10 protein-coding genes are annotated in these 14980 nt (G+C 45.5%); 3 read left to right on the top strand and 7 right to left on the bottom strand.

All coding sequences use genetic code 11. The features are described from left to right. The 5 genes from lysS to QZ371_RS11520 all read right to left on the bottom strand — a co-directional run. The coding region (gene lysS, locus QZ371_RS11540; RefSeq protein ID WP_295213393.1) for a lysine--tRNA ligase at positions 1-1553 on the bottom strand (1553 nt) is incomplete at its 3' end. 150 nt (positions 1554-1703) lie between these two features. Next, complete coding sequence (gene greA / locus QZ371_RS11535) at positions 1704-2180, bottom strand: transcription elongation factor GreA (protein WP_295213390.1); 477 nt, start codon at positions 2178-2180, stop codon at positions 1704-1706. Between the two features lie 302 nt (positions 2181-2482). Continuing rightward, positions 2483-2926, bottom strand: coding sequence for a hypothetical protein (locus tag QZ371_RS11530; RefSeq protein WP_295213387.1), 444 nt, complete (start codon positions 2924-2926; stop codon positions 2483-2485). Positions 2927-3086: 160 nt separating this feature from the next. Then, the gene (locus tag QZ371_RS11525; protein ID WP_295213384.1) at positions 3087-4664 is read right to left on the bottom strand and encodes a HAMP domain-containing sensor histidine kinase; all 1578 of its coding nucleotides are present in this window, start codon (positions 4662-4664) and stop codon (positions 3087-3089) included. Then, a complete protein-coding gene (locus QZ371_RS11520; RefSeq protein ID WP_295213382.1) occupies positions 4648-5322 on the bottom strand; it encodes a response regulator transcription factor in 675 nt (224 codons plus the stop codon). Before QZ371_RS11520 ends, QZ371_RS11525 begins: the two co-directional genes overlap by 17 nt. Before the next feature lie 1202 nt (positions 5323-6524). Here QZ371_RS11520 and QZ371_RS11515 point away from each other — a divergent pair. Next, positions 6525-7766 (top strand): hypothetical protein, encoded by a 1242-nt coding sequence (locus QZ371_RS11515; RefSeq protein WP_295213381.1) that lies wholly within the window; start codon positions 6525-6527, stop codon positions 7764-7766. Between the two features lie 99 nt (positions 7767-7865). Here the strand turns inward: QZ371_RS11515 and QZ371_RS11510 are convergent, their stop codons facing one another. After that, positions 7866-10481: a right-handed parallel beta-helix repeat-containing protein gene (locus tag QZ371_RS11510; protein ID WP_295213380.1), complete on the bottom strand. Its 2616-nt coding sequence runs from the start codon at positions 10479-10481 to the stop codon at positions 7866-7868. Between the two features lie 393 nt (positions 10482-10874). Further along, entirely contained in the window at positions 10875-11663 is a 789-nt protein-coding gene (locus QZ371_RS11505; protein ID WP_295213378.1) for a ZIP family metal transporter, read from the bottom strand. 503 nt (positions 11664-12166) lie between these two features. Between QZ371_RS11505 and QZ371_RS11500 the strand changes: the two genes are divergently transcribed. After that, positions 12167-13726 (top strand): SPOCS domain-containing protein, encoded by a 1560-nt coding sequence (locus QZ371_RS11500; RefSeq protein ID WP_295213376.1) that lies wholly within the window; start codon positions 12167-12169, stop codon positions 13724-13726. A 12-nt stretch (positions 13727-13738) separates the two neighbouring features. Next, positions 13739-14980 (top strand): stage IV sporulation protein A (gene spoIVA, locus QZ371_RS11495; protein WP_295213373.1); only part of this gene is annotated, 1242 nt, incomplete at its 3' end.

Genomic DNA, 14980 nt, shown 5'->3' with positions numbered 1-14980 from the left:
GTAGGGAACAAAAGCACATCCCTAATAGCAGGCGAGTTCGTCAGCAGCATAACAAGTCTGTCAATGCCGTAACCGATTCCGCCTGTCGGTGGCATACCGATCTCAAGCGCCCTCAGGAAGTCCTCGTCCGTGTGGTTGGCCTCTTCATCACCCTGCTTCAATGCCTCTTCCTGTGCCGCAAATCTCTCACGCTGATCGATTGGATCGTTCAGCTCTGAGTATGCGTTGCACATCTCTCTGCCTGTAATGAAAAGCTCAAATCTCTCAACATAATCAGGATTTTCAGGCTTCTTCTTCGTAAGTGGAGATATCTCGATCGGGTGATCCATTATGAACGTCGGCTGAATAAGGTGCTCCTCAACATATTCCTCAAAGAACAGATTCAGTAAGTCGCCCCTCTTGTGCCTTGCCTCATATTCAATGTGGTGCTCGTCTGCAAGCGCCTTCGCTTCCTCTGTTGTAGCTACCTGCGAGAAATCAACGCCCGAATACTTCTTAACTGCGTCGATCATCGTCATTCTCTCAAATGGCTTGCCAAGGTCGATCATTACATCGCCGTAAGGTACGCAAGTCGTGCCGCATACCTCCTGCGCAACGTGTCTGAACATATTCTCCGTCAAGTCCATCATTCCGTAATAATCCGTGTACGCCTGATAAAGCTCCATAAGAGTGAACTCAGGATTGTGCCTTGCGTCAACACCCTCGTTTCTGAATACCCTGCCGATCTCGTAAACTCTCTCAAGTCCGCCAACAATAAGCCTCTTCAAATAAAGCTCCAGCGAAATTCTCAGCTTTACATCTTCATCAAGTGCATTGTAATGTGTCTCAAATGGTCTTGCAGCAGCTCCGCCGGCGTTCGATACCAGCATCGGCGTCTCAACTTCCATAAAGCCCTGTCCGTCAAGATATCTTCTGATAGAAGATATGATCTGCGACCTCTTGATAAATGTGTCCTTTACCTCAGGATTGCATATAAGATCGGTGTATCTCTGTCTGTATCTTGTGTCCTGATCCTTCAGTCCGTGCCACTTCTCAGGCAGCGGCAGAAGCGACTTTGAAAGCAGCACGAACTTCTGAGCGTGAACAGATATCTCGCCCATCTTAGTTCTGAATACAAAGCCCTCAACACCAACGATATCGCCGATATCGCCCTTCTTGTAATCGTCAAATTCTTCCTTGCCGATCTCGTTCATTCTCAGATATACCTGAACCTTGTCAGTCTTGTCTCTGAGATCGAAAAAGCTTGCCTTGCCCATAAGACGTCTGGACATAACACGTCCCGCAATGCTCACCGTAATGCGGTTGCCCTCAAGCAGCTCCTTGAGCTTTTCCTCGTCCTCGCCAGCCTGCTCTTTAAGCTCAGCCTCAAGCTTCTCATACTGCGCCTTTGCGTCAGCACAGCTTGCCGTAACATCATACTTTGTGATCTCAAAAGGGTTCTTGCCCCTAGCCTTGAGATCTTCAAGCTTATCCATTCTGATCTTCTTTAAACTGTTTATATCTTCCTGAGTAAGCTCCTCTTCCGGAGCATTGGTGCGGTTTTCCTCACTCATTTATATTTTCCTTTCCAAGTGGCAAGCCAAAGCCCCCACGTTATAATTTATATCCCGACTCTGTTGAAAAGCCCCATATTCCTGCAAATATCACCCGAAATATCCACGCCGCAAAGCGCAAAACCATCACCTTTCAACATCAAAAATCAATTACTTAGTGATATCAAGAACCTCGAATTTGAGCAGACCGGCAGGTGTCTCAGCCTCAAAAACATCGCCGACCTTGTGTCTGAGCGCAGCCTTTCCGATAGGAGACTCGTCAGAGATCTTGCCGTTGTCAGGATCAGACTCAGTTGAACCAACGATCTGAAGATCCTCGATCTCGTCCAGTTCGATATCCTTGATCTTGATGATAGAACCAACGCCGATCTCGTTTACAGAGATATCGTCATCATCAACGACAGTAGCGTTAGAGATAAGAAGCTCGAGCTCGTTGATCCTTGACTCGAGGATAGCCTGCTCGTTTTTGGCTTCATCGTACTCAGCGTTCTCAGAAAGGTCACCGAAAGAACGGGCTTCCTTCAACTTCTGAGCGACTTCACGTCTTTTGACGGTAATGAGGTATTCGAGTTCTTCCTGCAATTTAGCGTAGCCTGCTTTAGAAACAGTTTTAGAAATAGCTGCCATAATAAAAACACTCCTATACAAATTAAAAAATAAAAAATCCAAAGGTATTATCAACTTAATATTATACACGATTTTATCAAATTTGTCAACAGCAGAAACATAGCAAAATCAGATGAGAAAAACCATAAAGTAATAACCCTGACTAAGAACCAAAAACTAGCACAGCGGAATTAAAGCGGAGGCTCAAGCACAGAGCCAGAGCGCTTGCGAGGAACCAGCAGTAACGTCCGTAATATCATAGCAACAAACCAAAGGCAATACCGCACCACACGCAGTATTGCCTTAAATTCAACCCATATTACCTATTTCGCCGATAAATACCCCCGAATGTCCACCCCAAGCCGCTCCTCAAGACTGATAAGCTCCTTCGCAATGGACTTTGATGCCTCGTCCGCCGCCTCAAAATCATTCAAATATCCCGATAAGGACTTCACGCCCATATTGCAGCCGTCAACTATAAAATCAGCAACTGCGCTGTCGGAGTTTTCCGCCGAAAGCTTTACGTTCGCCTTTATCCAAGACATTCCCTTCGCCATAACAGGCGGCTCTTTCCCCCCATCGTGATATTCGTCAAGAAGCTTCTGAAGCCGACTCAGTATCTCAAGATGATCTCCCCTGCTCTTCTCTAACATTCTCTTCAGCTCCGGCGCACTAACGTATTTCAATGCGTCATCAATGGACTGTACACCCATCTTTATCCCTGCGTCACATTCCCTCAGAAGCCTTATCGTGTCCTTCTCTATCATAGCATTTTCTTCCTTTCAGCATAATTTTTACGTTGCATAAATTTTTTATCGCATATTCGTAAAGTCTATTATGCCGAAAAAAAGCTGGAATATCCCAGCTATATAAAAAGCAGAGACGAATTTTTCTCGTCTCTGCTTTTATGTTTGCTATTTATTATTTTTATTGTTCCTCCCCACTAAGCGTCAGCCTGCTCTCCATTCGCTGAACAGTCTTGCTCTCCTGCTTTGCAAGCTTCGCCTCAAACCAGAACGTGGAACCCTTGCCCTCTTCCGATTGAACACCATACGCAAAACCGTGGGTCTTTAATATCTCCTGACAAATAGACAAACCAAGCCCCGTGCCAACAACATCACGCTTGTACTTTGCGTCACGATAGTATCTGTCAAATATCTTCGGCAAAAGCTCCTTCGATATTCCCTTGCCGTTGTCCGTTACCTCAATGCGCACAACATCTGCCTTGTTTATCTGCTTGATACGAATGACCTTCTCATCACCCGTGTAATTGATCGCATTGTTTATAAAGTTGTATATTACCTGATCGAGCTTCTCAATGTCCGCCGTAATGACCATGTCCTCGTCTGGAATATACTTTATATCATATCCGTTCTGCTCAATAAGAAGCTGATAACGTGTCATACAGTCATTTAGCTTGTCAACTATGGAGAAGTTCGTAAGCTTCAATTCCGCATTGCCCGATTCAAGCTTTGAAAGCTCCAGCAAATTGTTTACAAGATTTGAAAGCCTGTCCGCCTCGTCGATTATCACCTGTATGTGCTCCTGCCGCTTGACTGGATTGTCGCCCGACAGATCTCTTATCATCTCCGCATATGCCTTCACCATTGTAAGCGGCGTCCGCAAATCGTGAGAAATGTTCGCAATAAGATCTTTCCTCAGTTCCGATACCTTCTGTATCTCGTCCTTTGCATTGTTGAGCACAGTCGAAAGCTCCTCGATCTCACGATATCCGTGACCGTTGAAGTCAACAGAATAATCGCCCTCACCGAACTTTTTCGCCGTCTCAGTTATGTCAACGATAGGCCGTGAAAGCCTCTTTGAAATGAACATCGTCACAATAAACGCAAGCTCAAAAAGTATTATGGTAATGTAAATAAGCTGCTCTCTTATAATGCTGACTGTCGAATCTATCGGCTCAACTGAACTCTCGATAAAAAGATAGGCCTGCGTGTCAGAATCCTCAGTATAAATTGACGTGCAGTAAAAAATTTCCTTGCTCTTGAAATTCTCGCTCTGCACGATCTTTGTTATATAGCTCTTGTCCGACTGAGTAAGATCGGATATCATCTGAAAGAAAAATATGCCGTAACCCTTGTTCATCTCACGGTTCAAGTGGGAAAACGCACCCATATTGTTCTCAATGACCTCAGGGTTGCCCATTTCGTCCGTTATCACAATGCAAAGCCCGTTGTCAAACGCCAGCGAGCGGTTGACAGAATCCTGCTCGTCCGTGCCATAAGCCTGTATTATCTGATTAGCAGCATTCGTGATATCCCTCACCTTTGCCGACTGATAATAGCTTTCAAGAAAAACATACTGAAAAAGCCAAATAAGAATAAGGATAAAGACAGTAAAGAAAATAAAATACATCCACACATAAGACCTAAGGCAGCGCTTTGCCTTTATCTCCGCCACAGTCTCGCCGACCTTGTTCTTTATCCTGCTGTTTTTTTTGACTTTAACGTTTTCGCCGACTGTTTCCTTTTTACTGGATCTTTTCAAACTTATATCCCATTCCTCTCAGCGTAACGATAAGATTACGATATTTTCCGAGGCTGTTTCTAAGCATTTTGATATGTGTGTCAACAGTTCTGTCGTCGCCGTAGAAATCGAAACCCCAGACCTCTTCAAGAAGCTTTTCACGGGAAAGAGCGATATTCATATTCTTCACGAGATAGAAAAGCAGATCGTACTCTTTCGGGGTCATAGAAACTCTCTCGCCGTCGATCTTGACTTCACGGGCGGTGAAATTGATCTCAAGCCCCTCGTACTTTATAACGTCCTCAGTATGCTGAGAAGCTGAGGCACGATTGAGCACCGCTCTTATCCTCGCCATAAGCTCCTTTGGCGAAAACGGCTTAACAACGTAATCGTCCACACCGATCTCAAAGCCGAAGAGCTTGTCATACTCCTCGCCCCTAGCGGAAAGCATAATAACAGGAATTCTCTTGATCTTGCGTATCTCCTTGCAGGCGGAATATCCGTCCAGCTTAGGCATCATAACGTCCATAATGATGATATCGAAGTCCTGATTCTTGACCATTTCCACAGCCTGCATACCGTCCTCCGCCTGAGCGACTTCATAGCCCTCGAACTCTGCATACTCTTTAATAATTTCTCTTATCTTTATTTCGTCATCGACTACAAGAATTTTAGCCATAAGGCGTTCCTCCCTATCATTTCATATTCTGCTTATATAATAAACTATTATTGTGTAAAAATTGTGACGATTGTCCGAATGTTTATGTTCGGGATTCGCTGAACTACGTGTAGCGCACTTTGTAGCCCAAGTAGCGGACAGACTGTAAACCGCACAAAGTGCCGTTTGGTGTTTATTTCAACAAAAGTGTGTCAACCACTTGACACGCCGAGAAATCTAATGTATAATAAAAATAGAAAAAGGCAGATCGTATAGACGGTTGTCCTCAGTTTTGTTTATTTATTAAAAATAACCGCGACTTTGGCGAGGGGCGGTTATTTTTTATGTTTTTAATCAGCTCATTAAGAACGACTAATAACACGATAGTTAAGACGAAGTAAACTAAGTCCATTCTATCACCTCCGTTTCCATATCCTATTTTGCCTAACCTTGTGACTAACAATATTCAGACTATGTACGTTTAGAGGACAACCGCCTACCGTATAGATCTACCTTTTCCAGTATAAATTATAGCACAAATATAAGATTTTGTCAAATAAAAGTAAAAAAGCGATGCCAATTTTAATGGTATCGTTTTTTCGTTATCCTGACAATAATGTAGGGGCGAACATCGTTCGCCCGTGATACCCATTGTACATTTGGCAATAAAAATACAATGCGGTTTTCCAAACGGGCGAACGATAAATTGTTGTGAGCCTTGCCGAACAACAATTTTCCTCTACATTTCGCTGTGCAATTCCACCAATTTCGATTGCTCCAATTTGTGCAAACAAATGAAAAATATTTTAATTTGGCAACAACCCTGCAATTGTTGCATTTTTTATGCAACTTTTCGCCCCTTTTTCGGGATAAGTAGAAAGACATTTGAGTGGAAGGGAAACTTCTTGGACGAGCGGTGATGGCTCCGAGGTGAAGAGTCGGCTGGCGCATCAGAGAACTTGCACCCAAATGTTGAGACGAAACCGCAAACTTGCGTGTGCGCACAATTTTAAAGCGCAGCTTTACGACGTAATCTCCGCCCGGTAACTTGAAAATCAAATATCAAACAATGCGGTTTATCAATATTTTTTTGCAGGGGCAAGCCCCTGCAAAAAAACTGTTGCAAACTAAACATTTTCGTGCTATAATTTGTTTAATGTTTATCGCATTTGCGAGGAAGCATAAACCACAAAATTATGAAGAAAATATGGGGGTATCAAACTATGGGACCAAATTCGACTTATTACAAGCAGTCGGGAAAATTCAGCCCTGTGGGCGCTGTGCTTATGCTGCTTGCAACCGCTGTCTGCGGCTGCCTGCTGTTTTGGCTGTATCTCGCCTTTGAAGGCTGGTGTACGATCGTTTATCTGAACATCTTCGCCGCTATCGGCGTGTCAGTCGTGCTGGGACTTCTCGGCGGACAGATCGTCAAAATTTTCAAGATCAGAAACACCGCCGTGGCGCTGATCTGCACTATCGTGGGCTTTCTGTTGGCGACTTATTTCAAATGGGCGCTGTATGATTACAACGATCTCAAAAAATACAGCTATGACCTTATGAAAGATTCCACCGCCTATGAGTATTACGGCGAGCTTAACAACCTTTTCGATGAGACCACCGATGATTTCAGCGATTATTACAACATCTATCATCAAACAATGGCCTATGATATTTTCAGTTACGATATCTCAACAGAGGACGGTTTTTCCGATTCCGATATCGAAAAAATGAAAAAACAGTCTGTGTGGGAATTTTTCGAGCTTGACGACCTGCTTGGCTCTGATGAAGCCGAGGCCGCCGCTTCTCTCGAAAAGTCCACCACTATGAACGCTTACGACTATACATATTCTTACAGGCACTATAAAAAAGTGACCCTTGGCAATATCCTCACAAGCCCTTCCGACCTTTGGAACGACATCAAGGCTATCAATGAGGAAGGCCGCTGGTCTTACAGATCCTCACATTCATCTTATGATAACGGAACTCTCGTCAGCGGCGGCGTGCTTTTGGTCGTGTGGATAGGCGAATTTATCGTGCTTATCGCATTTATGCTGGTGAGCGTTGAAAGAAAATCCAAAGTACCTTTCATCGAAAGCGAGGACGATTGGGCAGAGTACAAAAATCTCAAAAATATGTACAGATTTACAGTACCGGCCAACGCAAAGCAGTTCAAAATGGAAATGGAGCAGAACCCATATGCGCTTTTCAATTATCAGATCGGCGATATAACCACTCCGCTGACCACCTATCTTTGCATTGATTGTTACGTCAGCAAGAGCGGAAATGAGAATTATCTCAGCGTTTATCAGCAGACTATCAATCCGAAAAACAAGAACCCTATTGAAAAGGTGCTCGTGAAGTATCTTTTCGTTGACGGACAGTTCCTTGCAAGGCTCACCTCATCGCCAACAGCTTCTCAGCAGGTGGCTTATGAGCAGGCTGTAACGCAGTACAATAACAAATAAAAAGTACAAAAAACACCGCACAAAACCGATATGGTCTGTGCGGTGTTTATATTTGCGTGTAAAAATTTCGCTTATTAAAATTATCAGATCATCAGATCTTTACAGCCAAGCGCCGTAAACGGTCTCCCCTGTCAGCTCACGGAAAGAGCGGATGCGCATTTCAAGCTGATCGGCTCTTGCGGTCTTTAACATTTGTGTGGAAGAATATAGGTTCACAACTGTGACTATATCCTTTGCTTTCGGCTTTGTTTTCGCACTTGAATTTGCATTTGCATTTGAAAATGCGCTGTCAAGTTCGCTGTCTTTCACAACTTCAACTTCATAGCCCTGAGCCTTCATTGTTGGATTGCCCGAAACTATGGAATTGACATTGTAACTCTGCGGATTGACCACGATGACGTTATCTGAACCCAGCGTGATATTGAACACAAAGTCCGCATAATCGCAATACTGACCCATTCCGATAACCCGCACTTTCGCTTGACCGACGTTTACATTGTCTGAATATTCCAGCCTGTAATCCACGTCAGGGATAAGGGCTTCATTGTCAACATAAACGTTGAAAATTTGCGTTCTTTCCTTGCCCGTATAGGTCATAGAGCCTTTCATATCTGTGTAACAACCTATTATCGTAAGCTTTGTTTTGACAGTCATTTCCGCTGTGCCTTTGCCTATTTCGGTGGAGTCAACAGCGCTGAGATAAGCTTTCACAACATAGATGTAACGTGTTTTCGGCGTAAGTTCAAGGTCTGTGTAGGAAGTGTCCTTTATATCGGCGATACGTTCATATTCGGCGTCGTCGCTGTCGGCCTTGCGGTAAACGTAATAACCGTCCGCCTGCGAGACCTCGCCCCAATTAAGCGTAAGCTTATCGGAACAAATATCGCTGACCTTGAAATCGCTTGGCGCATTGAGCTTTACGGAAGCTTTTCCCGTGCAGTAAACTGCGCCCTTGCCGTTTTCCTTGAGCGTATTTCCGCTTATATCCACCTGCGACTGATTATTGGCTTTTATGCCGTAATTCTTGTTCTTTTCACAAGTGTTATTTCTGAACTCGACCGTTGCATTATTATCCGCAAGGAAGCCGTTTAGGCCATTTTCATTGAGGGTGTTTTCAACAACCGTGCCGCTTGCATTTGTGAAAAGTATGCCGTGTTTGGCAGATTTTGTTATAGTGTTTTTCTTTATATCCGCCTTGGACTCTTTCGTGACCTTAATGCCGTTTGAGCCTGCGGAAGTTATTGTATTGCCGGAAATAGTATTTTTAGTCGAGCCGCCCGAAACATAAACGCCCGAAACTGCTGGCTTGCTGATCTTATTTGAGCTTATGACATTGTCAGAGCCGCCGCTTATATAAACGCTGTTCTGCTTTGTGCCGGTCATAGTGTTCTTTGAAATGGTTATCTGCGAAGCGTCCACCATTGAGATCAAGTCCATATCCGAGCGGTTGTAATAATCATAATTGAAACTCATTTCATTTGAGTCGATAAAAATTCCCGAAACGTCCGTGAGACGGACTGCATTTCCAACGGTCTTGATAGTATTGCCCGTTATTTTTACGCCCTTTATGGTGTAATTATAATCGGGGTGATTGTATGAAGCTTCCAGCTCTCTGCCGTAAAGCTGTATTCCGAAGGGGTCAGAGATATAATAAGTCAGCGCCGTTGAAATGGTATTGTTCCTTATTATGGTATTGGCGTTATCATCGAGCCTGTCCTTTATTCCTGCATAGCCCGAACTTGGGACGTGAAAATTGCTGTTTTCATTATCTGTCATATACTTGAAATCAACGCCATAGCCCACATCGGTCATAGTATTGTTTTCGATTATACAGTTTTTATGGTTAACAAGCACTATGGCAGTTGACTTCAAATTTTTAAAAGTATTGCCTGTAATGATAGTATTTGTATAATAAACGCCCAGCGAAGCGGAATGAGAGCCGAGACCTCTCATCATATCGTGGAAGTTATTATTCTTTATGATAACGTTATCACAAGGGGTATCGTCATAGGGCGCATAGCCTGCGAAAACGTCGGCGTCGCTGATCGTATCGAGCTGGATAGCTTCTTTTTGGCTTGCGCCTGTATATCCGTGGAAGTCGCAGTTTTCGATAGTCACGCCCTGAGCTGCACCTATTTCAAGGTGGTGACCGTTATAATTATTCGTTATCTCGACGTTCTTTATCCAAAGATTGGTCATATGACCGAAACGCATATTTGAAAACGGATTGGAAGTTGACGAAGGGTTGCCATCCCAAGTGCCGCCCTCGATAACGATATTTCTTTCGCTGTCAAAGCCGCCCTTGCCATTGGCCTGGGCGTTTTTTATCATACAGCCCTTATCAAAATTTCTGACTATCTTTGCGCCGTCCTCAAGATAAAGCCAAGTATTGGAATAAATTTTCAGCAGGCTGTTTATCTTATAGGTACCCTTTGGCACGACGACTTTTATCTGAATGGAGCTTGAGCCGTTGTCGATAGCGTAATTAAGGGCTTTTTGTATAGCCTTAGCAGAGTCTTTCTTGCCGCTTTTATCTGCGCCGAAATCGAGCACGTTTATCTCTGCTGCGCCCGAATAGCCGCTGATATCAGCGCCGCTTGCATTTGTGCCTGTGATCTTTGAATAATCATAAGCAAAGCACCTTATCGTCATAAGCAGGACGGCGCACAAGACCGCCGCCGCAAAGGCAATAAAGGTGCGTAATGATCTTATCAATCCTCATCTGTCCTTTCGTTGTCCTCTGGTTTTGCAAATCTCTCTTTTGTTTCGTCTTTTTTTACTTTTTCCATCGAAACTTTTTACACACTTATCATTATAACAAACTGCTCAACCTTTGTCAATATCAAAAGTGGTGATTAAAGCGCAAAAGTGGGAAAATCAACGAGCGAACAAAAATCGGCAGAAAAAGCGACATTACCATATCCTTTAACGTACAGAATTATTGTAACGTTTGTGCCTTGACACGGGCTGTCGAGGACGCCAGCCCCTACAAATTACGTAAATGCGTTGTTTTTGTAGGGGCGAACATCATTCGCCCGTTGATCTGCTGCTTTTGCGACAGTCTGCGGGCTCACAATGTGCGCCCCTACATTAATTCCTCATTCCTCACTAACCTAGGGCTACATCAAGTATCATCATAAGGAGGAAGCCCAGCATTACGCCTATCGTGCCGATGTGTCCTTCGCCTAGGTGGGCTTCAGGGATAAGCTCTTCTACCACTACATATAGCATTGCTCCTGCGGCGAAGGCTAGAAGCCAAGGGAGAATGCTCAGAACTGTGCCTGCGATAAGGACTGTGATAAGTCCGAAAATGGGTTCGACTAGACCGGAGCACATTCCGTATAGAAATGCCTTGCTGCGGCTCATTCCCGACTGGCGGAGAGGGAGCGCTATGGCTGCGCCCTCGGGGAAATTTTGTATGCCCATTCCAATGGCGAGTGCTATTGCGGAGGCGAGGAGCACGGAGCTTTCGCTTTGCGCCGCAAGTGCAAAGGCAAGACCGACTGCCATTCCCTCGGGGATATTGTGCAGCGTTATTGCGAATATCAGCATACCGGAGCGCTTCAAGCCCTGTTTTACGCCCTCGGCTCGGTCAGGCTCGGGGTGGAAATATGGCATAAGCTTATCGAGGAGCATTAAAAATAATACGCCTAGTGCAAATCCACCTGCCGCAGGTATCCAGCCGATCTTACCGAGATCTTCCGCTTTTTGGATAGCAGGGATAAGCAGGCTCCACACGGAGGCGGCTATCATAACGCCTGCTGCAAAGCCTAAAAAGGCTCTGTTGAGCTTATCGCTGCTCTGCTCTTTTTTCATAAAAAATACAACGGCTGCGCCAAGTGCTGTCATCGAAAATGTAAAGCCCGTACCTGCCGCCGCCCATAGAAATCCGTTCATAGATATGTTCCTTTCGTGAGGTCAACGCTTTGCGGCGCTGACCTTAGTCTCGGGCGGCTTAGCGCTGCCCTTTCATATTCTATGGCGGAGAAATTTTTGTGTGAAAGGGGGACGTTTTTAGAATACAACCCCTTTTGCGTGAATATACTGTTCTCAGCAGGGCAGATAAGCCCGAAATGAAAGATAAAGGTTGGGTATTTTATCGCAGACTTTTGTTTGTCGAAAATGCGGAAAACAAGTGAGCGACCAAAGAGTGGGACGTCAATTTATCAGCGAGTAACGGTGAGCTGATAAATTTCGTCGTCCCCTACATTTGGGGTTATTGAGGATAAAACAAATTGTTGCAGACTTTTGTCAACCACAATTTCCCTAAAATATTTTTAGCGTAGGGGCGAACAGCGTTCGCCCGTTGATCGTTGATTTGATGATATTTTGACAGATTGTGAGTATGCAATATTATACCGGCCTTGAACTTAGTTTATTTTTAGGAGGAAGCAAACAAGATGAATACTAATGATTTCAAGCTGAACAGAGAGACGCTTTCAATGGCTCAGACCATTCTTGACGCCTCCTGCGAGCAGGCGGTGGAGAAAGATTTTCTTCTGCCCGATTATTATCCCGACATTTTCAGGATACTCAAGTGCGTTATCCGCCCAACAGTTTCAAGCCATAGCATAAATGGCGGAAAGCTCAGCTTTGAGCTGACGGCGCTTATCAGAGTGCTTTACATAAGCGAGAACGACAGGCGCATAAACTGCATTGAGCAGAAAATGACCTACACAAAGTCGCTGGATATCCAAGGGGAGTGTATCGACCCGATGATCGAGCTTACGCCGAAATGCGATTACGTCAACTGCCGTGTGGTAAATCAACGGAGGCTTGATATCCGTGGGGCTGTGTCAATATCCGCAAAAGTTGTGGGGGAGGTATCAAAGCCCATTGTTACGGACGCATTCGGCTGCGGAATACAGCTGAAAAAGACGCCTTTTACATATACTGCGAAGCGTTTGACGGCGCTAAAGAGGATAACTGTTATCGAGGAGCTTGCCCTTGCGGCTTCAAAGCCCCCTGTGGGAACTATCCTGCGGACGTCCTGCCGTGTTATACCGCAGGATCACAAGATGATCGCAGGAAAGCTTGTCACGAAGGGCGATGTGGAGATATCAATGCTTTACGGCTGCGTTACCCCCGAGGGGGAGGAGAGTGCTGAAACAATGCGGTTTACTGTGCCGTTTTCGCAGATTATCGACATTGACGGCATTGACGAAAGTTTCACGGCGAAGGTGGATATCACCGCTGCCGGCTGCGAGATGATACCCAGAGGGGAGGATTCCTCGACGCTGGAATGTGAGATCGTGCTTATTGTGAGCTGTGTGGCGAAAAAGCTTGCAAGCTGTGAGATTGTGACGGACGCTTACTCAACCTGTTTTGAATGTGAGGGGGAGAGCTATGAGAGCGAACTTGAATGCGGCAGCGTAAAGATAAGCGAAAACCACTCGGCGGCGGCAAAGCTGGCTTGCCAAGAGGGTGAGCTAAAATGCGTTCACGACAGCTGGGCGGCGGTATCTGATATAAACACCCGATTTGACGAGGATAAAAACGCTTTTGTGGTATCGGGAAATGTTAATTTCTGCTTGCTGGGTCGAAATGGTGACGGCGTGCCTGTTTATCTTGAAAGCGATATGCCATTTGAGCACGAGGTCGCTTTGCCTGAGGGCTGCACGAGAGAGGCGGCATTTTGTCCGAAGGTGACGGTGGAAAGCTGTTCTTATTATCTTGCGGACGAGAGTTCGGCGGAGGTGAAGGCGGAGATAAAGATCGAGGGAGAGCTTATCACGAAGCAAGTCGGAAAAATGCTCACCGATCTGAAAGTGCTTTTTGACAAGCCGAAGGAGAAAAACGATCGCTATGCGCTGAAAATTTGCTACTGCACAGAAAACGATGATATATGGGAGATAGCGAAGAAATACTCCACTTCCGTGACGGCCATACTTGAAGAGAACGAGCTTGCTGACGACAAGCTTTCACGGCAGGGAATGCTTTTGATCCCACTTATGAATTAGGAGGACAGGAATATGACAAACGATATTTACACCGACATCGCCACCCGAACAGGCGGAGACATTTACATCGGCGTGGTGGGACCCGTCCGCACGGGTAAATCTACATTTATAAAGCAGTTTATGGAGCAGTTCGTTATCCCGAACATTGAAAGCGATTTTCGCAGGGAGAGGGCTGTTGACGAGCTGCCCCAGTCCTCCGCAGGAAAGACGATTATGACGACTGAGCCGAAATTTATCCCCGAAGAGGCTGTGAACATCACGCTGGAGGGGGGAGCGAATTTCAATGTGCGAATGATCGACTGCGTGGGGTACATTATACCAAGCGCCATCGGGTACATTGAAAATGAATCGCCTAGAATGGTGGTGACACCTTGGTTCGACACGGAAGTGCCGTTCAATATGGCGGCGGAAGTGGGAACGCAGAAAGTTATCACGGAGCACTCGACTATCGGTCTTGTGATAACGACGGACGGCAGCATAACCGATCTGCCGAGAGAGGAATACGAAGAATGTGAGGAGCGTATCATAAACGAGCTCAGGCAGATCGGCAAGCCATTTGTTACGCTTATGAACAGCGTTTACCCTGAATCGGCGGAGGTAAAGGCGCTTTGCAAGGAGCTTTCGGAGAAATACGGCACGGTGGTAATGCCAATAAACTGTCTTGAACTTGGGGAAAGCGACATAAGAAACATTCTCACCCAGCTTCTTTACGCATTTCCTGTGAAGGAGATAAACATTTCAATGCCCTCGTGGATAAACACACTTGACAAGGGGCATTGGCTCAAAGAGGCGGTATTCAGTCACATCAAGTCGGCTTGTGCGGAGGTGAAAAATCTCCGTGACATTTCGGGCTGTGCTGAGGCTATATGCTGCTGTGAGCAGGTTGCGACGGGGTCTGTGGAGAGCATTGATCTTGGCTGCGGTTCGGCTGTTATCAAGGTTGAGCTTGCGCCCGATCTGTTTTTCAAGATAATCGGCGAGGCGACGGGGCTTGAGATCAAGGACGAGAACGATCTTATGCCGAGGATACTGGAGCTTGTGAAGATCAAGGAGCGGTTTGCGAAATTCAGCACGGCCCTTGACGATATGGAAAAGACGGGGTACGGCATTGTTATGCCGGAGATGAACGAGCTGACCCTTGACGAGCCGGAGATAATAAAGCAAGGCGGCAAATACGGGGTAAGGCTAAAGGCGGCTGCCCCTGCGATACATCTGCTGCGGACGACTATCAACACGGAGGTTGCGCCCATTGTG

It is taken from the genome of Ruminococcus sp. (assembly GCF_019423705.1).
Classification (GTDB): Bacteria; Bacillota; Clostridia; order Oscillospirales; family Ruminococcaceae; genus Hominimerdicola.
The sequence above is the reverse complement of the archived record's forward strand: the minus strand, read 5'-3'. Positions and strand labels throughout refer to the sequence as shown.

Coding starts and splice junctions, on each gene's coding strand:
- QZ371_RS11530 (WP_295213387.1), bottom strand. CDS start 2,926: ATGATAGAGAAGGACACGATAAGGCTTCTGAGGGAATGTGACGCAGGG.
- QZ371_RS11500 (WP_295213376.1), top strand. CDS start 12,167: ATGAATACTAATGATTTCAAGCTGAACAGAGAGACGCTTTCAATGGCT.
- greA (WP_295213390.1), bottom strand. CDS start 2,180: ATGGCAGCTATTTCTAAAACTGTTTCTAAAGCAGGCTACGCTAAATTG.
- QZ371_RS11505 (WP_295213378.1), bottom strand. CDS start 11,663: ATGAACGGATTTCTATGGGCGGCGGCAGGTACGGGCTTTACATTTTCG.
- QZ371_RS11520 (WP_295213382.1), bottom strand. CDS start 5,322: ATGGCTAAAATTCTTGTAGTCGATGACGAAATAAAGATAAGAGAAATT.
- QZ371_RS11515 (WP_295213381.1), top strand. CDS start 6,525: ATGGGACCAAATTCGACTTATTACAAGCAGTCGGGAAAATTCAGCCCT.